This window comes from Kitasatospora sp. NPDC048540 (assembly GCF_040651175.1).
Classification (GTDB): domain Bacteria; phylum Actinomycetota; class Actinomycetes; order Streptomycetales; family Streptomycetaceae; genus Kitasatospora.
Genome location: NZ_JBEZIR010000001.1, coordinates 149,606 through 170,101, shown reverse-complemented (window position 1 = coordinate 170,101; position 20,496 = coordinate 149,606). Strand labels below are relative to the sequence as shown.

The window sequence follows — 20,496 nt, the reverse complement described above, 5'->3', positions numbered from 1 at the left end:
GACCAGCTGCGGCACGGCGCCCCCGCCGCCCTGCTGGAGAGCTACGAGGCCGAGCGGCTGCCGGTCGCCGCGGACGTCCTGGAGATCAGCACCTCGCTGCACCGCGCCCGGGGCGGCGCCACCGCTGATGACGGCAGCGAGAAGTCCGTCCGGCGCGGCGAGCGCACCGAGCAGCTTGGCTACGTCGGGCCGGCCACCGAGGACTCCGCCGACCTCGCCGGGTACCTCCGGTCGGTCGGCGCCGGGCCCTGCTGACCCGCGGCCGCCGGGCGGGCACCACCCGGCAGCTGACCGCGGGGACCGGCGCGGACCGGCATGGGCCGGTGCGGGCCGGTGCGGGCCGGTGCGGGCCGGTGCGGGCCGGTGCGGGCCGGTGCGGGCCGGTCAGAGGCGCGGGCCCCAGAGTTCGTCGGTGCAGCGGGCGTAGGTGTCGCGCCAGTGCGGCCAGTGCCGGACGGTCTCGTGGTCGCAGTCGGCGAGCAGCCGGTCGATCTCCTGCTCGTCCACGCCTTCCAGCAGCCAGACCAGGGCGTCCGAGGAGGCCGGACCGTCGGCGGAGCGGAGCAGGTCGAGCAGCTCGGGCAGAGTGCCGATCCGGGAGCCGGCCGGGAAGACGCCTTCCATCCGGGGCAGCAACTGACGCTCCTCGATGCGCAGGTGGGTCTCCAGGCGCGCGGCCAGCTCCTCCACCGCGTAGGCGACCGGCCAGCTGCTGGCCGCGTCCCGGGTGGCGATCTTCACCAGGGTGGTCACCCGGGTGAACGAGTGGTCGAGGTTGTGGTGGTCGGCCTCCAGCCAGTTGAGCAGCAGCCGCAGCTCGGGCACGAAGCGGCGGAGCAGCGGCCACAGCCGGGTGTCCTGCTGCTCGTGGTGGCAGGTGACCATGGCGAGCATGAAGTCCCAGTGCCGCTGGAGGGCGTCACCGGCCACCGTGTCGCCGGGCTGGAGCAGTCGGAGCGCGTTGGGCAGGCGGGCGAGGTCACGGCGCAGGGCCGCGTGCACGAGCCGCAGACCGGCGAACGGAATCGGTGCGACGGCGGCGGGCGGCTCGGCGACGGACCCGGTGCTCTCCCCGTCCTTCTGGGCGGGGATGGTCGGGGTCCTGACGGGCAGCAAGTGGCTGGGCATGTCGCTCTCTTCACGGCTGGCTGAGGCTGGCCGCTGCGGACACCGATCTTAGGTGTCCCGGCCCGGGTCTCCAGAGTGATGACATGCCATCAGGATCGAATGAATGTCTGATTGACGTGCAGGTCAGAGGCCATCTCGGCCCTCGGGGAGGCTGCTCCGCCCGCGCTACGGGCACCGCCTCCGGGCCGCCCTCGGGGCCGCCCTCGGGCCGGTCGCGGGGCCCACGAACAGTATGCCGCGCGGGGCGCGACGACGGGGCCGGTCCGCCGAACTCGGACCGGACGCCCTCCGCGCGCGCCCGGCCCGTCGTCGCCCCCGCCGCACCCGACCCACCGCACCCGACCCACCGCACCCGACCCGCCGACCCGACCCGCCGACCCGACCGGTGTCGCGTCAGTCGCTCTCGGGGCCGGCCACGTTCTTGGACACCCACTGCAGGAGGTCCGGGATCATCTTCTTGAAGTCGGAGGTGAGGTGCTTGCCGCCGGGCTGCTCGTAGTACTCGACGGTCGCCGGGGCCTTCACCTTGCCGACCCACGCCTTCACCAGCTTGAGCTCGGCGGAGTTGGAGCCGCCCGCGGTCGCCAGGATCCGGACGTCGGCGGTGCCCGAAGTCGCCAGCACGTCGGGGCTGTTCGCCAGCCGCTCCTGCTCGTGTCCCTTCCAGAGCGGCGAGTCCGGGTTGAAGTAGCCGTCGATCGGCACCGCCGCCTTGAACACCTCCGGGTGCTGCAGGGCCAGCTTGGCGCTGCAGAACGCACCGGTGGACGCGCCCATCACGGCCCAGCCGTCGCGGCCCTTGACCGTCCGGAAGTTGGCCCGGACGAAGTCCGGGATGTCCTCGGCCATCCAGGTCCCGATCTTCGGCTGGCCCGGGATGTCGGCGCACTCCATGGCGGTGGCCTCGTTGGAGTTCAGGTTCTGCACCGGCATGATCATGATGAACGGGTGCGCCTTGCCCTCCTTCACCAGCTGGGTGTCGACCGCCTGGATCGGCAGCTGGTTGTCGGTCCAGGTGTTGTACCCGGCGCTCTGGCCACCCGCGTACAGGGTCAGCACCGGGAAGCCGGTGTTGGCGTACTTGGGGTCGTTGTACTCGGGCGGCAGCCAGACCCAGACCTTTCCGCTGACGCCGGACTTCGGCCCGGTCAGCGTGGTCACCATGATCGGCCCGGCCGAGGTGTCGGTCGCCTTCTGGAGGTCGGCGGCGGGCCCGGTCGGCTTCAGCACCTTGGAGGGCTTGGTCGGCGTCGGGCTCGGGCTCGGCGACGGCGCCGAGGCCGACCCCGCGGCCGCCTTCGCACCGTCGGCGGCCGGTTTGCCGGACTGGGAACTCCCGCACCCGGCCAGCGCGGCGGCCAGCGCGAACACGGCGGCGGCTGACAGGACGGCACGGGCACGGGTGACGGACGGCTGCGGCAGCACGGTGGGGACTCTCCGAGCGGTTCTCGCCCGGTCGGTGGATCCGGGCGGCGGCCCCGGCGGGGCCTGGGGACGGGCGGCGGACCTCTGGCTGTCAGCCGCCCCGAGAACGGGCGCGGCGGCCTCCGACCGGAGACCGCACCACCCGAGATCCTATGACGGAGCAGGCCGGAGCCCGGTTGCGCCACGGGCCGGGAACCCGCCGAACGGCGGGGGCGACCCCCTCCGTACGGGAGGGGCCGGGGCCGCCGGACGGCCCGCAGCCGCCTGACGGCGGGCCTCGGCCGGACCGGCACGGGCGCCCGGGGGCCGGGCCGCGGTGACCACTCTCACGCCGCCGGCCGCACCCAAGCCGCCGCTGGCCGGGGTGCCGGACCACCCGACCGGCCCCGTCGGATTACCCCGATCGGCAGCCACCCGCCCGGAGCAACGCACACCCGCCCGGCGCGTCGCGCCGCTCCGCCCGCCTCCGCCGCACGGTCCGCAGGCCGGTCCGCAGGCCGGTCCGCCGCGCCCGGTCGCGCACCCGCCGCCGGAGGTCCCGCCAGCCGGGCGCCCGCCAGCCGCGCCGCTGCTTGGACGCTCGTACCAGTGACGCGGGACCGGCCGCCGCGGGATCATCGGGGCACCTCCGGCCGTCCGCACGCCGGGCCCGGCGGGCAGAGCGCCGGATGCCGGACACCCGGCGCCGGAGCGGCCCGCCCCCGTACGACCCCCAGGAGCAGCACGTGTCGCAGCAGGTCGCCGTGGTCACCGGAGCCGGCAGCGGGGTGGGCCGCGCGGTGGCGCTGGAGCTCGCCGGGGCCGGCTGGCAGCTGGTCCTGGCCGGCCGCCGCGCCGACCCGCTCCGCGGCACGGCCGAGCTGATCGGGGCGGCCGCCCCGGGCGGGCGGCCGGCCGCCGTGTTCCCGACCGACGTCACCGACCCGGCGGCCGTGGACGCGCTCTTCGACGGGACCGCCGGGCGCTTCGGCCGGCTGGACCTGCTGTTCAACAACGCCGGCACGTTCGGTGCGCCCACCCCGGTCGAGGACCTCGGGTACGAGCAGTGGCGTGCGGTGGTCGAGCTCAATCTGACCGGCGCCTTCCTGTGCGCCCAGGGCGCGTTCCGGCTGATGAAGGCGCAGCGCCCGCAGGGCGGCCGGATCATCAACAACGGTTCAATCTCCGCCCACGTGCCGCGGCCGCACAGCATCGCGTACACCGCGACCAAGCACGCCGTCACCGGCCTGACCAGGTCGCTCTCGCTGGACGGGCGGCCGTACCGGATCGCCTGCGGCCAGATCGACATCGGCAACGCGGCGACCGACATGACCGCGGCGATGACGACCGGCGTGCGTCAGGCGGACGGCCGGACGGCGGCCGAACCCACCATGGACGTGGCCGACGTGGCCCGCACCGTCCGGCACATGGCCGAACTGCCGCTGGAGGCCAATGTCCAGTTCGCCACCGTGATGGCGACCGCGATGCCGTACATCGGGCGCGGCTGACCGGGTTCCCCGCGGGCCCGGGGCCGCCACTGCGGCTCCCATGTACAGAAAACTTGACACCATGTCCGGACTGCTTGACACTCACGGGTGTCAGGTTTTCTTTACATGGGAGCCGCAGTGGCCTTCGAAGAGAAACGCGCCTGGATCATGCTCCTGGTCGCGGTGGTGTCCTACGGGACGTATCTGTCCATCCTGCTCGGACGGCCCGGCGGCCCGCCGCTGGCCGAGCAGCCCTACGCCGGGGCCCTGCTGTGGACGGTCGGTCTGTCGATCGTGGTGTCGATCGTGCTCCACATCGTGGTGTCGATCGCCTCGCCGGAAGGCGCCAACGTCAAGGACCAGCGCGACCGTGAGATCCACCGGGCCGGCGACCACATCGGTCAGTCGTTCGTCGCGATCGGAGCCCTCACCGGCCTCGGGCTCGCGATGGCCGACGCCGACCAGTTCTGGATCGCCAACGCGATCTACCTGGCCTTCACGCTCTCGGCCGTGCTGGCCTCGACCGCCAAGATCGCCGCCTACCGGGTCGGCTTCCAGTCGTGGTGAAACCGCCGACCAGGGTCACCAACACGATCCGGGCCCTTCGCTTCACCCACGGCGAGATGACCCAGGCCGAACTCGCCCGCCGGATCGGCGTGACCCGCCAGACCGTCATCGCCATCGAACAGGGCCGCTACTCGCCCTCCCTGGAGATGGCCTTCCAGATCGCCCGCGTCTTCGCCGTCCCGCTGGACGGCGTGTTCCAGTACCCCGACACCGAAGGAGAGAGCTCGTGAGAGCCATCGTGCACGACAGCTACGGACCGCCCGAGATCCTCCGCGTCGAGGAGCTCCCGCGCCCGGTGCCCGGCAGCGGCGAGGTGCTGGTCCGGATCCACGCGGCCGGCGTCGACCCCGGCGTGTGGCACCTCACCACCGGAAAGCCGTACCTGGTCCGTGCGCTCGGCTTCGGGCTGCGGGCACCCAAGCTCCGCATCCGCGGCCTGGACCTGGCCGGTGTGGTGGAGGCCGTCGGCCCGGGCGTCAGCCGCTTCGCGCCCGGCGACGAGGTGTACGGCACCTGCGACGGCTCGTACGCCGAGTACGCCACCACCTCCCAGGACCGGCTCGCCCGCAAGCCCGCCGGCCTCACCTTCGAACAGGCCGCCGCCGTCCCGGTCTCCGGCTGCACCGCACTCCAGGCGCTGCGCGACAGCGGGCGGCTGCAGTCCGGCGGGCGGGTGCTGGTGCTCGGCGCCTCCGGCGGCGTGGGCAGCTTCGCCGTCCAGCTGGCGAAGGCCTCCGGCGCCCACGTCACCGGCGTCTGCAGCCCGGGCAAGGCCGACCTGGTGCGGGCGCTCGGCGCCGACGAGGTGGTGGACTACACCCGCGACGACCCGACCGACGGCCCCGGCCGCTACGACCTCGTGCTCGACACCGGCGGCAACCGGACCCTCGGCCGGCTGCGCCGCATCCTCGCCCCGGGCGGCACGCTGGTCCTGGTCGGCGGCGAGAGCGGCGGCAACTGGACCGGCGGCTTCGACCGGCAGCTGCGGGCCGTCCTGCTGCCGCCGATCGGCGGGCGCCGGGTGCGCGCGGTGGCCGGCAAGCCGAACCACGACGACCTGGCGGCGCTCGCCGACCTGGTCGAGGCCGGTTCGGTGGTCCCCGCGCTCGACCGGAGCTACGGCATGGACGAGGCCGCCGACGCCATCAACGACCTGATGAAGGGTCACGTGCGCGGCAAGGCGGTCATCCGGATCGGCTGACCGGAACGGCGGGGCGGGGGCCGAGAGTGCGGGTCTGGGAGCGCTCTCGCACGAAGCGTGCGACATGAGTGACACACTGTCATCACAGCGCGTCGAACTCTTCAAGGGAAGACCCCAACTCCCCGATAAATAGCCTTCATCCATTGACAGGTGACATCGGCTCCGATACCAAACGAGAGAGCGCTCTCAGATTCGGCCCAGCCCCCCACCCGTCGAGAGGCACCCGATGAGACACCGACCGCACCGACGTCCCCGTACCCGCCGGCTGCTGGCCGCGCTCGGCCTGGCCGGACTGCTGGCCGCCGGCCTCGCCGGGCAGTTCGGCCCGGCGCAGGCCGCCGTCCCGGCACCGAGCGGCTGGACCCAGGTCTTCGCCGACGACTTCAACGGCCCGGCCGGCACCGGCGTCAACACCGCCAACTGGCTCTACACCACCGGCACTTCGTACCCCGGCGGCCCGGCCGGCTTCGGCACCGGCGAGATCGAGACGATGACCTCGAGCACCGCGAACGTGGCGCTCGACGGCGCGGGGAACCTGCGGATCACCCCGGTCCGCAACGCCGCCGGGCAGTGGACCTCCGGCCGGATCGAGACCAACCGGACCGACTTCCGGCCCCCGGCCGGCGGCAAGCTCCGGGTCGAGGCCCGGCTCCAGATGCCGAACGTGACCGGCGCGGCCGCCAAGGGCTACTGGCCGGCGTTCTGGATGCTCGGCGCGCCGTTCCGGGGCAACTACTGGAACTGGCCGGGCATCGGCGAGATCGACATCATGGAGAACGTCCAGGGCCTCAACAACGAGTGGGCCACCCTGCACTGCGGCACCAGCCCGGGCGGCGTCTGCAACGAGACCACCGGCATCGGCGGCCAGCGCGCCTGCTCCCCGGGGACCTGCCAGAGCGGCTTCCACACCTACACCGTGGAGTGGGACCGCAGCACCAGCCCCGAGCAACTGCGCTGGTACCTGGACGGGGTGCAGTTCCACAGCGTGAGCGCCGCCCAGATGGACGCCGGCACCTGGGCGGCGGCCACCGGCCACGGGTTCTTCGTGATCCTCAACGTCGCGATGGGCGGCGGCTTCCCGGGGGCGTTCGGCGGCGGACCGGACGGCGGCACCGTCTCCGGCGTGCCGATGGTGGTCGACTACGTCGGCGTCTGGCAGTCCGGCGGCGGCAACCCGACGCCCACCCCGACCCCCACCCCCACTCCCACACCGACGCCGCCCGGCGGGAACCGGAACGCCTACGCCCCGATCCAGGCGGAGTCCTTCGACGCCCAGGGCGGGACGTCCACCGAGGCGTGCACCGAGGGCGGGCAGGACATCGGTTCACTGGCCAACGGTGACTGGGCGCTCTACCGGGGCGTCGACTTCGGTGCCGCACCGGCCCGGCAGTTCACCGGCCGGGTGGCGAGCGGCGCGGCCGGCGGGGTCAGCGGCCTGGTCGAGGTCCGCCTCGACAGCCGGACCGCCGCGCCGATCGGCTCCTTCGCCATCGCCGGCACCGGCGGCTGGCAGAGCTGGCGGACCGTCCCCGCCAACATCACCGACGTCACCGGCCTCCACGACGTCTACCTGACCTTCACCAGCGGCCAGCCGGCCGACTTCGTCAACGTCAACTGGTTCGACTTCGGCCACTGACCCCGCGGACACACCCCCCGGCCGCCGGCCCGGCCCGGTGCCACCGCCGCGCGTGCCGTTCGGCTCACTCGTCGTGGGAGTGGCGGTAGTGCCGGACCGGGCCGTCCTGGTCGAGCCGGTAGATGCTGGTGGTCGGCCAGTACTCGCCCGCCTCGGGGTGCGGGAGGTCGGCGCGCAGCACCATCCGCAGGGCTGGCGGCGGGGCGGTGGACCGGACCCGCTTGCGGTGCCCGTCCCAGCGGCCGCCGCGGAGTTCGAGGTCGAGCACGGCGGAGGTGGGGGTGGGGGTGGGGGTGGCGTTCACGCTGCCGATGCTGTCAGCCGGGGGTGGTGGTGGCCGGATCGACACCGCGGGTGCCACTCGATCGGTGGGTTTCGGGCGGACAGCCGTAACCCCCGCCCGGCGGGAGGGCCGGACGGGGGCGACGGGATGACGGGATGACGGGAATGGTGCCGGTGGGTCAGCTGCGCCAGGTGTCGTTCAGGGTGACCCGGCCGGTGGCCGGCACGGTGGCGGTGCGGTTGGCGCCGCTCTCCCAAGTCACCGAACCGTTGGCCTCCTTGCGGATGTACTTGTACTCGAAGGCGGTGCCGGCCGGCAGCGACAGGTCGAGCTTCCAGACCGGGTAGGCCGCCGAGGACAGCGGCAGCGCCTTCGAGGTGTCCCAGCCGCCGAGTGCGGCGGTGTTCCCCACCACGTAGACGTTCTGCCCGAACACCGTGGTGGCGTTGACCGCGAACGAGGCGCCGGAGGCGGTCGGCGACGGCGACGGCGAGGCGGTGGAGCCGCCGCTCGCCCCGACGTACAGGGCGACCGCGTCACCCGCGCCCACCGTGGCGGTGAACCTCCCGTCCGTGCCGACCTGGTAGCTCACACCGGTGCAGCCGCCGCCGGCCACCGGGTCGCCGTGCTGGACGTCGCAGTAGCTGCCGGCGGGCAGCGAGGTCTGGAAGGTCTGGGTGATCGGACCGCTCTCGTGGTTGATCGCCACGTAGCCCTTGCCGCCGCGGCCGAAGCCGATCGCGTTGCTGCCGTCGGACCACCAGTTGGTGACGGCGGTGCCGGCCACGGCGTTGCGGAAGCCGACCATGTTGGCCACCTGGCGCCAGGCGTGGGTGCAGTTCCAGCCGTCCTGGTAGCAGGCGTTGACGGTACCGCCGTTCGGCGGGCCGTCGTCGTTGGCGCCGAAGGCGTAGCCGGAGTAGACGTTGGGCGCGCCGTACGGGAAGGCCAGCATGAAGACGTTGGCCAGGGTGTAGGTGTTGCCGTTCTTGTAGGTGAGGGTGGAGCCGTTGCGCTCGGTGTCCCAGTTGTCGACGAAGGTGCGGGCCTGGGAGCTGCCCAGCAGGCCGGAGCCCCAGGTCGACAGGTCGGCGATCCGGCCGCCGTCGAAGGCGCTCTTCAGCCAGGTGCCGGAGCGGAACTCGTCCACGTCGCCGGTGCCGGTGTACTCGCTCGGCTGGATCGGCTCGCCGGCGCCGTAGATGACCTCCTGCACCCAGTAGGCGTTCGGGTTGCTCATCCTGGCCTTGATGGCGGCCAGGTCGGTGGCGGCGATGTGCTTGGCGGCGTCGATCCGGAAGCCGTCCACGCCGAGCGAGAGCAGGTCGCTGAGGTAGTTGGCGATGGTCTGCTGGACGTAGGAGCTGCCGGTGTTCAGGTCGGAGAGGTTGACCAGTTCGCAGTTCTGCACGTTGGCGCGGTCGGCGTAGTTGGAGATCGCGCTGCGGCAGGAGTGGAAGTCCTGGTCCTGGTAGTACCCGGGGTAGTTGTACTTGCTGTAGACGGTGCCGCCGGTGCCGGTGCCGGACCCCGCGGACATGTGGTTGACCACCGAGTCGGCGATCACCTTGACGCCTGCGGTGTGACAGGTGGCGACCATGGACTGGAACGCGGCGCGGTCGCCGAGCCGGCCGGCGATCTTGTAGCTGACGGGCTGGTAGGAGGTCCACCACTGCGGGCCCTGGATGTGTTCCTGGGGCGGGGAGACCTCGACGAAGCCGTAGCCCTTGGGGCCGAGGGTGTCGGTGCAGGCTCTCGCCACCGAGTCGAACTTCCACTCGAAGAGGGTGGCGGTGACGTCCTTGCCGCCACCGGGCGGGGTGGCCCCGGCGGTGGGCGCGAGGGTGAGTCCGGTGCCGATCGACAGCGCGAGCGCGGCCGCGGCGGCCAGTGCGCCGGCGGTACGGGCGGTACGGGCGGGACGGCGGGTGGGGGAGGTGGTGACCACGGTGTCTCCAGGGGGCGGGTGGGCGGCCTGGTGCGGCCCGTGGACGCAGGTGCACGGGCAGCGGGTGGGTGGATGAGCGGGTACGGCACAGGAGGCACGGCGGCGTCGGCGGGTCGCGGGGAGTGGGGTGGGTGGGGGCCACGCGACGGCCGTGCTGCTTGCTGAAAGATCGATGAAACTTTCAGGAAACTTGCAGTGCGCTGAGAACATATGACCGGGTCGTGGGTGCGTCAAGACCGGTGACGACTACAGTTCGAACTCGCCGGAGACCGGGTGATACCTCCGCCCCCGCCACCACGTCAGTACGGCTGACGGCAACCAGCACCAGGCACCTCGGGGGACTTCCGGATGGACGACGCGGCACTCGAGTTCGAGGAGTTCGCGGGCACCCGGGCCCGCCGCCTGTTCCAGGTCGCCTACCTGATGTGCGGCGACTGGCACCAGGCGCAGGACCTCGTCCAGACCACGCTCGCCAAGATGTTCTCGATCTGGGGACGGCTGCGGCGCGGCCGTGACGAGCCCGGCCTCGACGCGTACGCCCGCAAGGTGATGCTGCGGTACTACCTCTCGCACCGCAGGCTGCGGAAGTCCACCGAGGTGGTGCTCGCCGAGCTGCCGGACTCCCCCGGCGGCGCCGTCACCCCGGACCTGCGGCTCGCGCTCACCGAGGCGCTGCGGCTGCTGCCGCCCCGCAACCGTGCCGTCGTCGTGCTGCGCTACCTGGAGGACCGTTCGATCGAGGAGGTCGCCGATCTGCTCGACCTCTCCCCGGCGGCCGTGAAGAGTCTCAACACCCGTTCGCTGGCCAAGCTCCGGGGCATCCTGGGCGAGGACCGCGAGCTGATGTTCCTCGCCTGACCGCGCTCCCCCGCACCCCGCTTCCCCCGCCCCCCTGCCTCCGCCCGTAGAACCGAACGAGGAACCCGGACATGGACCTTGAGAACGAACTCTCCCGCCTGCTCAGGGAGAGCTCGGACGATCTCGCCACTCCCCCCGTGGTCCTGATGGTCGGCGAAGCCACCGCCAGGGGCCGGGTGCTGCGCCGGCGCCGCCGGCTGACCGTCCTGGGCTCCGCGCTCGCCGCCGCGGCCCTGGCCGGCACGGCCGCCGTGGCCGTCCAGCAGGCCCGGCCCCCGGTCGACGTCCCCGCCGCGGCGGCCGCGGGCCCCTCGCCGGCCGCCGTCCCGGTCGAGGTGCCGACCACCGCCGACGGCATGCTGGCACTGCTCGCCACCGAGCTGCCCGGCGGCCGGTACAGCCACTTCCGTACGTCCCTCGGACCGGACGCGCGGCCCGGGCACGCCTTCCTGGTGGACTACGACGGCGGCCGGGGCGCCGGCACCCTGTCGGTCGCGCTGATCACGGCGGCCGACGAGCAGCCCGCGCTGAGCTGCGCGGTGCCGATCCGGCCGCTGGGCGCACCGGTCCTGTCGGCGGTCCGTCCCGGCGGGGACACCTGCGAGGCCGTCACCCGGCCGGACGGCTCGCAGGTGCTGACCCTGGCCACCGCCCGGGCCGGCGCCGACACCCTCGGCGGGTCCACCGTCGCGGTGCAGCGCCCCGGGGGTGTCCTGTTCGTGATCACCGCACTGGACGGCACCGCCCACGCGGAGGGCGGCCGGGTCGAGGTGCGGCAGTCGCTGGACGCCCCGGTCCTGACCCCGGAGCAGTTGGAGCAGGTCGCCACCGACCCGCAGTGGCAGCCGACGATGCCGCAGGAGCAGATCGCCGAGGGCGCGCTCTGGCGCCGCCTGTGGGCCCAGCCGTAGCCGCAGCCGCGGCGCCGCCCCGGCTCAGACCGCGTCGGGCCCGCGTTCGCCGGTCCTGACCCGCACGATGGTGTCGACCGGCACGGCCCAGACCTTGCCGTCGCCGATCTGTCCGGTGCGGGCGGCGTCGACGATCGCGGTCATCACCGCCTCGGCGTCGTCGTCCTCGACCACCACCTCTATCCGCAGCTTGGGCACCAGGTCGATCCGGTACTCGGCGCCGCGGTAGACCTCGGTGTGGCCGTGCTGGCGGCCGTAGCCGCTGGCCTCGGTGACGGTCAGTCCGTGCACCCCGATCTCCTGCAGGGCGGACTTGACGTCGTCCAGCCGGAACGGCTTGACGACGGCGGTGATCAGCTTCATGCGCGGGGTCCGCTCGACGGGTGCCTGGGCACGGGGTGGGCCGTGGGCGGCGGCGCGGCCGCCGTCCGGGACGCCGCGATCGTACAGCCGCGGGCCGCGCCGCGGGCCCAAGGACGCGGGGCGGGTCCGAACGGTGCCCGGGGCGCCCCGCGACCCGCCCGGGGACGGCCGCAGGGCCCGGCGGCCGAAGCCACCGGGCCCTGCGCTCACCTAGCTCAGTTGCTGGTGTTGATCGCGGTGTCGTCGATCACGAAGCTCGTCTGCAGCGAGGAGTCCTCGACGCCGTTGAACTTCAGGGTGACCGTCTGGCCGGCGTAGGCCGACAGGTCGACGGTCTTCTGGGCGTACCCGGTGGCCTTGTTCAGGTTCGAGTACGAGGCGACGGTGGTGCCGTTGACGGTCACCGTCAGCTTGTCGTAGGCGGTGGTGGTGGTGGTCTCCGCCGTGTCGATGTGCAGCCAGTAGCTGAGGGTGGCCTTGCAGCCCGCCGGGATGGTCACCGTCTGGGAGGCGGAGTCCGTGTGGGCGGAGCCGTAGCCGTTCAGCCACGCCTTCCAGCTGCCCGAGTGGGCGGCCTGGGAGGCGCTGTTGTCGACCACGCCGCTGGTGGTGGTCCACGGCGCGGCGGAGCCGGTCTCGAAGCCGGCGTTGCCGAGCAGCTGGGTCGGGGTGCAGCCGCCGCCACCACCGGTGTTGACGGTCCAGGTGAAGCTGGCGGTGCCGGTCTTGTTGGCAGTGTCCTTGGCGGTCACCACCACGTTGGAGGTGCCAGCGGTGGTCACGGTGCCGGTGATCTTGCCGGTGGAGGCGTTGATCGACAGGCCGGCCGGCAGGCCGGTGGCCGAGTAGGTCAGCGCGCCGGTGCCGCCGGTGGCCGAGATCTGCAGGTTCACCGCGGTGTTGATGGCGGTCACCTGGTTGCCCGGGTTGGTCACCACCGGCGAGTTGCTGACCACGGAGCCGACGTTGACGGCGGCCCAGGTGTTGGCGACCGCGGTGGCCTCGGCGCCGCCCGCGCCGTACAGGTCGTTGGCCGCGTTGATGGTCGCGGTCCGCGCGGCGGCGTAGTTGGTGGTGGAGGTCATGTAGGTGGTCAGCGCGCGGTACCAGATCGCGGCGGCCTTGTCCCGGCCGATGCCGGTCAGGGTGGAGCCGTTGGAGGTCGGGCTGTTGTAGCTGACGCCGTTGATCACCTTCGCGCCGCTGCCCTCGGCCAGCAGGTAGAAGAAGTGGTTGGCGACGCCGGACGAGTAGTGGACGTCCTTGTTGCCGACGGTGGAGGACCAGTTGTCGGCGGACTGGCCGTCCTTGGACGGCTTGTCCATGTAACGGAGCGGCGTGCCGTCCCCGTTGATGTTGATGAGCTCGCCGATCAGGTAGTCCGGGTTGTCGGACGGGATGTTGGCGTAGAACTCCACCATCGAGCCGAAGATGTCCGAGGTGGCCTCGTTGAGGCCGCCGGACTCGCCGGAGTAGTTGAGGTTGGCGGTGGCGGCGGTGACGCCGTGGCTCATCTCGTGGCCGGCCACGTCCAGCTCGGTCAGCGGGGCGGTGTTGTTGGCGCCGTCGCCGTAGGTCATGCAGAAGCAGGAGTCGTCCCAGAACGCGTTGACGTAGCCGTTGTCGTAGTGGACGCGGCTGTAGGCGCCGACACCGTCGTTGCGGATGCCGTTGCGGCCGAACGTGTTCTTGTAGTAGTCCCAGGTCATCGCGACGCCGTAGTGGGCGTCGACGGCGGCCGACTCCTTGTTGCTGGCCTGGCCGTTGCCCCAGGTGTCCGTGGACTTGGTGAACAGGGTGCCGTTGCCGGACGTCCCGTTGTTCATGTTGGTGGTGTACATCCCACCGCGGGTGGTGTCCTTCATCTGGTACGTCGAACCCGACAGCGTGGTGCCGATCGTGACGTTGCCGACGAAGACGCCCTGGCCGGTGCCGGTCTGGATGCCCTCGAAGCTGTGGATGACCGCGCCGCTGGTGGCGTCGGTGACCACGTGCAGCTTGCTCGGGGTGCCGTCGGCCTCCTTGCCGGAGACGACGGTCTCGTACGCGAGCCGCGGGTTGCCGTCGGCGGCCCAGACGACCAGGCGGGGGGCGTTCTCCAGGCTGGAGCCGGCCTCGGCGGCGAGCGCGGTGGCCTGGGCCTTGGGGGCGGCCAGCGCGGGGGTGGTGCTGACGCCGGTCAGGGAGGCCTGGGTGGCCTTGTCGACACCCTTGACGACACCGCCGGAGGTCTGGTGCACCACCAGGTCACCGCCGAGCACCGGGAGTCCGGCGTAGGTGCGCTCGTAGCGGAAGTGCTGGGTGCCGTCGGCGTCGCGGAAGGCGTCCTTGACGACCAGCTTCTCCTGGCTGCCGAGGCCCAGGGTCTGCGCCAGCGCGGCGCTCTGCTGGCCGGCGGCGGCGATCGCGGAGGCGTGGGCGGCGGCGGGCGCGATCGCGGCCGGGGCGGCGGGTGCGGCCTGGGCGGCGACCACCGGGAAGCCTGTCACCAGCAGCGCGGTGGTGGCGGCGAGGGCGGCCAGACTCGTCCGGACATGGGTGTGGCGGGTCATGCAGACTCCTTATCCGACCGGCGCGGGGTCACGTCCGGTGGAGAGAACCTGGCCGCGGGGTTGCGGCGCAGCGGGGGCCCTGCCGCTGGTTCGCGGCGATGGGTGCGGTGCAATCAGGAGCGGGTGGAGCCAGGTAGCGCTGAACGTGCGCTGGATCCGCTGCACCGGGGGGTGGGGCCCCGCGCGGCTGCAGCGAGGGGAATCGTGGCAGCAAACGGACCATGAATGACAGATGCATGCCACTGATTGGCCAATTAACAACAATGGCACCGCAAGGGCGAGTTGGTGTCGAGGTCAAGGTTTGGTGGGGATGGATGTCATTGCTGTTGCACAGCGGCTGAGCTAGCGGACACGCTGCACGCGTAGACCGGCCGAACGTACGGTCGGCGTCGCGTGCACATAAGGGCCGGTACATGTCATGTTGTTCAAGCCGGGGGCGTCGTTTTTCGGCCATCGACGCCACAGGGGCCCCGCCGTTGGCGGGACCCCTGGGCGGAACTGGCCGGATGTCAGCCCTGGACGAAGACCGCCACCGTCCGGGCCGGCACCGTGAACGTGCCGGTGGCCGGGTCGAACGCGGCCTGCCGGACCACCGGGTCACCGCCCTGTGCCTGCACCGGGTGCAGGGCCTGGGCGCTGCCCGCGAGGGCGGCCACCGACTGCCGCTGGGCGGCGGGGGTGGCGTTGAAGACCACCGTGAGGCCCTTGGCGGCCCCCGGCAGCCCGGCCCCGTCCAGGTGCATGGTGATCACGCCCGGGGCCTCCCCGGCGGTGCCGGAGAGCGGGAAGGAGACCCGGCGCTGGACCTGATCGGCACTGTCCAGGGCGAACAGCGGCGAGGATTGACGAATCGTCAGGAGCTGCTGGTACAGCGCGGTGCTCGCCCCGGTCTCCGCGCAGCCGACGGTCAGCCGCGGGTCGGCCAGCAGCGACTTCGCGGCCGGCCACATGGCCTTGTTGTCGGCGGCCATCGGCACGCCCCGGCCCCAGCCGTTGCCCTGGCGGCAGTCCCAGTGGATCGCGTTGAACCAGTCGCCCGAGTCGAAGGAGTTGGCGTCCAGCGACTTGGAGCGCAGCAGGTCGCTGCCGGCCTGGGCGAAGCCCGGGCCCTGGGAGAGCGCCGTCAGCGACAGCGCCAGCGCCTGCATCCGGGCCCGGTCGGCGGGCGCGGTGGCCGGCGGCAGCTTGTACGCGAGCGCGTCGAACAGGTCGGCGTTGTCGTGCGCGTCCAGGTACTCCACCGCCTCGCCGGGCGCGGCCGCGTAGCCGGTCGGCGAGCCGTTGTAGTCGACCCCGGCGCCGGTGACCGGCCTGCCCGCGCTGTCGGTGAAGCGGAATCCGGCCAGGTTGCCGGTCAGGCCGACCTTGATCTGGTCCATCTGGTGCAGCAGCCGGGCCTTCTGCTCCTCGGGGGTGCCGTTGTCGGCGGAGCCGTTGGGATCGGTGTACAGGCCGGAGGCGAAGCCCTGCTGCGGCGCCGAGGAGAGCTGGAAGTTGCCGCCGCGCCCGGCGTCGCGGATCCGGTCGTTGAAGGTGGCGATGCCGGTACCCGCCATGTTCGCCTGGGTGGCCTGGACGAACCGGGCGTCGTTGGCAACGGTGCCGAAGTTCCAGCCCTCGCCGTACAGGAAGAGGTCCTTGCCCTCGACGCCGTCCTTCTGCCGGGTCAGCGAGCGCAGCGCCGACTGCACGTCCAGCATGGTGGACCTCGGGTCCAGCCCCATCAGGTCGAAGCGGAAGCCGTCCACCCGGTACTGCTTCGCCCAGGTCACCACCGAGTCGACCACCAGCCGGTTCATCATGGCGTGTTCGGGCGCGGTGTCCGCGCAGCAACTGTCGGTGGTGACCTTGCCGGAGTCGCTCAGGCGCTGGTAGTAGCCGGGCACCACCTTGTCCAGCACCGAGTGCGGGTCCTGCCCGGCGGCGGCGGTGTGGTTGTAGACCACGTCCAGCACCACCCGCAGCCCGGCCTCGTGCATCGCCTGCACCATCGCGCGGAACTGCACGGTCCGCGCGGTACCGGCCGGGTCGGTGGCGTACGAGCCCTCGGGCACCGTGTAGTGCAGCGGGTCGTAGCCCCAGTTGTAGGCGTCGTCGGCCTGCACGGCGGCCACGCACTCCTGCTGCCGTTCGCCGTCGGCGGGCAGCGAGGCGAGGTCGCAGGCGGGCAGCTTCTGCTCGGCGCGCTGCTCCCGGATGGTGGCGATGTCGAAGGTCGGCAGCAGGTGGACGGTGGTCACCCCGGCCTTGGCGAGGTCGCGCAGGTGCTGCATCCCCGCCGACGTCGACTCGGTGAAGGCCAGGTAGGTGCCGCGTTCGGGGGCGGGGACGGTGGTGTCCTCGGCCGAGAAGTCGCGGACGTGCAGCTCCTGGATCTGCTGGCGGGCGGCCGGGACGGCCGGCGGGGTGGTGTGGGCGTCCCAGCCCGCGGGCTTGTTGGCGCGGTCGGCGAGGTCGGTGACCAGGCTGCGCCCGGAGTCGGCGGACAGCGCCACCGAGTACGGGTCGGTGACCGTGTTGGTGACCGTCTGCTGGACGCTCGGCGCCCACACCTTGACCTGGAACAGGTAGTACCGGCCGTCGAGTTCGTGGGCGGCGCGGGTGAGCGACCAGACCCCGGTGGTCTCGTCGCGGCGCAGCGGGACGGTCCGCGGGGTGCCGCCGGTGGCCCGGTCGAAGAGCTGGACCGAGACGTCGGTGGCGGTCGGCGCCCAGAGCGAGAGGGTCACCTGGCGGCGGTCGCGGCGCAGCCAGTCCTCGCGCCGGCCGGCGGTGTACACCGGGCCGAGCGGGACGGCGGCGGCCCTGGCCGCGTACCGGTCGTCGAGGACGCCGGCGAGCTGCACGCCGGTGGCGGCGAGGACGGCGCCGTTCGGCAGGTGCTCGGTGAACAGCAGCTGGCTGCGCAGGGCGGCGGTGGTCCTGGCGGTGTCGCGCGGGTCGACGGTGAAGGCGCGGTAGGCCGCCAGGTGCGGGTACTTCGCCTTCTGGGCGGCGGTCAGGCCGCCGGGCTGCGGGGTGAGCCGGATCCACTGTCCGGGCTTGCCGAGCGTGCCGTGGTCGGCCTTGATGCCGCCGGCGGGGTCGTAGACCAGCTGGGCGCTGGTGCCGCCGGCCAGGGCGGCGTCGCCGGCGCCGTAGCCGGGCGGGACGACGACCGTGCCGGCGTCGATCCACTGGGCGCGGGCGGCGGTGAGGTCGAGCTGGGAGCTGCTGCCGGCGGCCTGCGGGAGCAGGTAGCCCTCCTGGCCGCCGAGGATCCACACCTCGCGGCCGGTGGCGTTGAGGTCCAGGGACTGGTCGGCGGGCAGGTCCTTGTCGTTGCCGTTGTGCAGGATGTAGCTGAGGCTGGTGGCGCCGGGGGCGAGCGGTACCTCGAAGACGGCGCCGAAGGCGTCGGTACGGGCGGGCGGCAGCGGCCTGCCCCAGTCGGTGGGGGTGGCGGCGCCGGTCCAGTCGTGCAGGCCCCAGCCGTCGTACGTGCCGTCGGCGCGGTGGTAGTGGATCACGGCGGTACCGGCCGGGACGGGCGGGACCGGGTCGGGGTCGGCGGTGCGGACGGCGGGGTCACCCTCCTTGATCCAGACCTCCCCGGTGGCGCCGAGGTCGATGTGCCGGTCGGTGTCGACGTCCTTGGTGCCGTCCTTCTCGACGATGAAGCCGAGGTCGGCGGCGCCCTCCTTGAGCCTGACGTAGGCGAAGGCGCCGTAGGCGTCGCGGCCGGTGAAGGGGTGGCCGGCCGGCCAGGGGGTGGACTCGCCGTCGGCGAGGTCGCCCCAGGCGTAGAGGTTCCAGCCGGTGTAGTCGCCGTCCTTGCGCTGGTAGTGGACGACCGCGTAGGGGCGGCTGGTGGCGGTCGGCACCGGCTTGGGCGCCGGGGTGCCGGTGGTGAAGCTCGCGGTGGCGGAGCGCAGGTGGCCGGCGGAGTCGCGGACCACGGCCTTGTAGCGGACCACCGTGCCGGGCGCGGTGGCGCCGAGGTCCTGGGTGACCCGGTAGTCGCCGTTGTCGGCGGTGCCGAGGGTGCGCCAGGGGCCGTTGCCGATCTGGGCGGCGAAGCTCACCCGGTCGAGGCCGCCGCCGGGCACCTGGGCGGCGAGGGTGACGGTCCCGGTGGCGCCGTCGGCGGGCGGGGTCAGGGTGACGGCGGGGGCGGCGGCCGGGGCGGCGATCCGCCCGGCGGCGCGCAGCACCACCGAGGACAGCGGAGGCACGGTCACGGTGAGCCGCTTGTCGGCGCCGGTGGTGAGCCGCTGCCCGGCCGAGGGGTAGATCCGGTCGAAGGCCATGCCGGCCGAGTAGGTGTCCAGGGTGACGGTCTTCGGCTCGGCCGCGTTGTTGACGGCGACCAGGTACTCGACCTGCTGGGCGGCGTCGGTCCGGGAGAAGGCGTACACGCCGGGCCCGTCGGCGGCGTACCGCTCCCGCTGGGCGCCGTCGGCGAGCGCCGGGTGGTCCTTGCGGAGCTTCGCGAGGGCGGCTATGTCCTGGTAGAGCGGGCCGGTGCGGCCGTAGCGGTCGGCGGATCCGGGGGTGCCGCCGATCACCGGGTCGGTGTTGTACGAGGGGGTCCTCGAGGCGAACAGGTCCTGCCGGGCGTCCTTGTCGCCGCCCGCGCCGGTGAAGCCCTGCTCGTCGCCGTAGTAGACGACGGGCTGGCCGCGGGTGAGGAACTGCAGCTCGTCGGCGAGCCGGTCGCGGTCCAGCAGCTGCTGGGGCGTGGCGGCGGGGTCGTCGGCGCGCAGGAAGGAGCCGATCCGGCCCATGTCGTGGTTGCCGAGGAAGGTCGGCAGTTCGTAGGCGTCGGTGTCGGCGGTGGTGTACCGGTAGTCCTGGCGGTAGAGCTCGGACAGCGCCGCGGCGGAGCCGTTCTGCGAGACGTACGAGCGGGCGGCCTGCTGGAACGGGAAGTCCAGGGTGGCCTGCAGCTTGCCCCGGGTGACGTACGGCGAGGTGACGGCCGGGTCGCCGGAGTAGACCTCGCCGAACATGAAGAACCGCTTGTCGCCCTGGTCGGCGGCGTACTTCTTGAGCGCGGGCGCCCAGTTCTGCCAGAAGGCCATGTCCACGTGCTTGACGGTGTCGATCCGGAAGCCGTCGACGCCGGTCTCCTTGACCCACTGCTGGTAGACCTTCTTGAAGCCCTCGACCACCTCGGGGTTCTGGGTGTCGAGGTCGTCGAGGCCGGAGAAGTCGCCCTCGGTGGCGGACTCGCCGGCGAAGGTCGAGTCGCCGCGGTTGTGGTAGAGCGCGGGGTCGTTCAGCCAGGACGGGTTCTTCGCGGTGGCGTCGGCCTTGCTGCGCAGCACCGGGCGGTACGGGAAGGAGTCGGCGGTGACCGCGGGCCAGGGGGCGCCGCTGCCGGCGAGGGCGGTCTCGTCGACGGGGCGGCCGTCGGTGTCCAGGGTGGGATAGGCGCCGGTGGAGCGGTAGGCGCTGGACGTCTCCTGGTGGTCGATGACGTCGGCGGTGTGGTTGGTGATGACGTCGAAGAAGACCTTGATGCCCTTGCCGTGCGCCTTCGCGATCAGCTCCTTGAGCTGGGCGTTGGTGCCGAAGTGCGGGTCGACCTGGGTGAAGTCGGTGATCCAGTAGCCGTGGTAGCCGGCCGAGGCCTGGTCGCCGGTGCCCTGGACCGGCCTGTTCTTGAAGATCGGGGCGAGCCAGATCGCGGTGGTGCCGAGGTCCTGGATGTAGTCGAGGCGGTCGATCAGGCCCTTGAGGTCGCCGCCGTGGTAGAAGCCCTTGTCGGCGGGGTCGAAGCCGTGGTCCAGGCGGCCTCCGGTGATGCCGCCGGTGTCGTTTGCACTCGAACCGTTGGCGAAACGATCCGGCAGGACGAAGTAGAACTGCTCCCTGGTGAGGTCGTGCCGGCCCGCCGTGGCCGCGAGTGCGGCATCGGACGGCGGCGCGGGGGGCGCGGCGGCGAACGCGGGGGCGGCGCCGAGCGTGGCGGCGGTCAGCGCCGCGGCGAGCAGGACGGCGGCTCGGCCGGGTCTGCGGTGGGGTGTCGTGCTCCGGGGCGGGCGGGGCGGGACTTCGGCCACGGCTGGCTCTCCCTCGATGCGGCTCGTCTGTGAGTGGCCGGACCGTAGCGCGCTGAAATATGTTTCAGCAAGATGCTGAAAATGTTGCAAGCAGGGTCTTGACCGAACCGT

The 20,496-nt window shown here is 72.6% G+C and carries 14 protein-coding genes; 7 read left to right on the top strand and 7 right to left on the bottom strand.

Annotated features, from left to right (window positions below; translation table 11 throughout):
• Positions 1 to 384: 384 nt before the first annotated feature.
• Positions 385 to 1,128, bottom strand: a complete 744-nt coding sequence (locus tag AB0D08_RS00935; protein ID WP_033818193.1) for a hemerythrin domain-containing protein — start codon at positions 1,126 to 1,128, stop codon at positions 385 to 387.
• 393 nt (positions 1,129 to 1,521) lie between these two features.
• Positions 1,522 to 2,553, bottom strand: a complete 1,032-nt coding sequence (locus AB0D08_RS00930) for an alpha/beta hydrolase-fold protein (protein ID WP_033818194.1) — start codon at positions 2,551 to 2,553, stop codon at positions 1,522 to 1,524.
• A 725-nt stretch (positions 2,554 to 3,278) separates the two neighbouring features.
• Between AB0D08_RS00930 and AB0D08_RS00925 the strand changes: the two genes are divergently transcribed.
• From AB0D08_RS00925 to AB0D08_RS00905, 5 genes are all read left to right on the top strand, one after another.
• The gene (locus AB0D08_RS00925; protein ID WP_359885862.1) at positions 3,279 to 4,040 is read left to right on the top strand and encodes an SDR family oxidoreductase; all 762 of its coding nucleotides are present in this window, start codon (positions 3,279 to 3,281) and stop codon (positions 4,038 to 4,040) included.
• 105 nt (positions 4,041 to 4,145) lie between these two features.
• Positions 4,146 to 4,586 carry a hypothetical protein gene (locus tag AB0D08_RS00920; protein WP_033822479.1) on the top strand — a complete coding sequence of 147 codons (441 nt, stop codon included), beginning with the start codon at positions 4,146 to 4,148 and terminating at the stop codon, positions 4,584 to 4,586.
• Positions 4,587 to 4,612: 26 nt separating this feature from the next.
• Positions 4,613 to 4,816, top strand: coding sequence for a helix-turn-helix transcriptional regulator (locus AB0D08_RS00915; RefSeq protein WP_359885923.1), 204 nt, complete (start codon positions 4,613 to 4,615; stop codon positions 4,814 to 4,816).
• Entirely contained in the window at positions 4,813 to 5,787 is a 975-nt protein-coding gene (locus AB0D08_RS00910; protein WP_359885861.1) for an NAD(P)-dependent alcohol dehydrogenase, read from the top strand. Before AB0D08_RS00915 ends, AB0D08_RS00910 begins: the two co-directional genes overlap by 4 nt.
• A 226-nt stretch (positions 5,788 to 6,013) precedes the next feature.
• Positions 6,014 to 7,423, top strand: coding sequence for a carbohydrate-binding protein (locus AB0D08_RS00905; protein WP_359885860.1), 1,410 nt, complete (start codon positions 6,014 to 6,016; stop codon positions 7,421 to 7,423).
• Positions 7,424 to 7,487: 64 nt separating this feature from the next.
• Here the strand turns inward: AB0D08_RS00905 and AB0D08_RS00900 are convergent, their stop codons facing one another.
• Both AB0D08_RS00900 and AB0D08_RS00895 read right to left on the bottom strand, forming a co-directional pair.
• On the bottom strand, positions 7,488 to 7,727 hold the full coding sequence (locus AB0D08_RS00900) for a hypothetical protein (protein WP_359885859.1): 240 nt from the start codon (positions 7,725 to 7,727) through the stop codon (positions 7,488 to 7,490).
• A 157-nt stretch (positions 7,728 to 7,884) separates the two neighbouring features.
• A complete protein-coding gene (locus tag AB0D08_RS00895; protein ID WP_233289276.1) occupies positions 7,885 to 9,567 on the bottom strand; it encodes a carbohydrate-binding module family 20 domain-containing protein in 1,683 nt (560 codons plus the stop codon).
• 435 nt (positions 9,568 to 10,002) lie between these two features.
• Here AB0D08_RS00895 and AB0D08_RS00890 point away from each other — a divergent pair, with 435 nt between their 5' ends.
• The gene (locus AB0D08_RS00890) at positions 10,003 to 10,512 is read left to right on the top strand and encodes a SigE family RNA polymerase sigma factor (RefSeq protein WP_033824747.1); all 510 of its coding nucleotides are present in this window, start codon (positions 10,003 to 10,005) and stop codon (positions 10,510 to 10,512) included.
• 71 nt (positions 10,513 to 10,583) lie between these two features.
• The gene (locus tag AB0D08_RS00885) at positions 10,584 to 11,423 is read left to right on the top strand and encodes a hypothetical protein (RefSeq protein WP_359885858.1); all 840 of its coding nucleotides are present in this window, start codon (positions 10,584 to 10,586) and stop codon (positions 11,421 to 11,423) included.
• A gap of 24 nt (positions 11,424 to 11,447) precedes the next feature.
• On the opposite strand, the gene AB0D08_RS00880 is transcribed toward AB0D08_RS00885, so the two are convergent.
• The 3 genes from AB0D08_RS00880 to pulA form a co-directional block, all read right to left on the bottom strand.
• Positions 11,448 to 11,786, bottom strand: coding sequence for a P-II family nitrogen regulator (locus AB0D08_RS00880; protein ID WP_033826217.1), 339 nt, complete (start codon positions 11,784 to 11,786; stop codon positions 11,448 to 11,450).
• Between the two features lie 215 nt (positions 11,787 to 12,001).
• Positions 12,002 to 14,338, bottom strand: coding sequence for a M4 family metallopeptidase (locus tag AB0D08_RS00875; protein ID WP_359885857.1), 2,337 nt, complete (start codon positions 14,336 to 14,338; stop codon positions 12,002 to 12,004).
• Between the two features lie 509 nt (positions 14,339 to 14,847).
• Positions 14,848 to 20,385: a pullulanase-type alpha-1,6-glucosidase gene (pulA, locus tag AB0D08_RS00870; protein ID WP_359885856.1), complete on the bottom strand. Its 5,538-nt coding sequence runs from the start codon at positions 20,383 to 20,385 to the stop codon at positions 14,848 to 14,850.
• Between the last annotated feature and the right edge of the window lie 111 nt (positions 20,386 to 20,496).

Coding starts and splice junctions, on each gene's coding strand:
- AB0D08_RS00935 (WP_033818193.1), bottom strand. CDS start 1,128: ATGCCCAGCCACTTGCTGCCCGTCAGGACCCCGACCATCCCCGCCCAG.
- AB0D08_RS00875 (WP_359885857.1), bottom strand. CDS start 14,338: ATGACCCGCCACACCCATGTCCGGACGAGTCTGGCCGCCCTCGCCGCC.
- AB0D08_RS00885 (WP_359885858.1), top strand. CDS start 10,584: ATGGACCTTGAGAACGAACTCTCCCGCCTGCTCAGGGAGAGCTCGGAC.
- AB0D08_RS00905 (WP_359885860.1), top strand. CDS start 6,014: ATGAGACACCGACCGCACCGACGTCCCCGTACCCGCCGGCTGCTGGCC.
- AB0D08_RS00920 (WP_033822479.1), top strand. CDS start 4,146: ATGGGAGCCGCAGTGGCCTTCGAAGAGAAACGCGCCTGGATCATGCTC.
- AB0D08_RS00890 (WP_033824747.1), top strand. CDS start 10,003: ATGGACGACGCGGCACTCGAGTTCGAGGAGTTCGCGGGCACCCGGGCC.
- AB0D08_RS00880 (WP_033826217.1), bottom strand. CDS start 11,786: ATGAAGCTGATCACCGCCGTCGTCAAGCCGTTCCGGCTGGACGACGTC.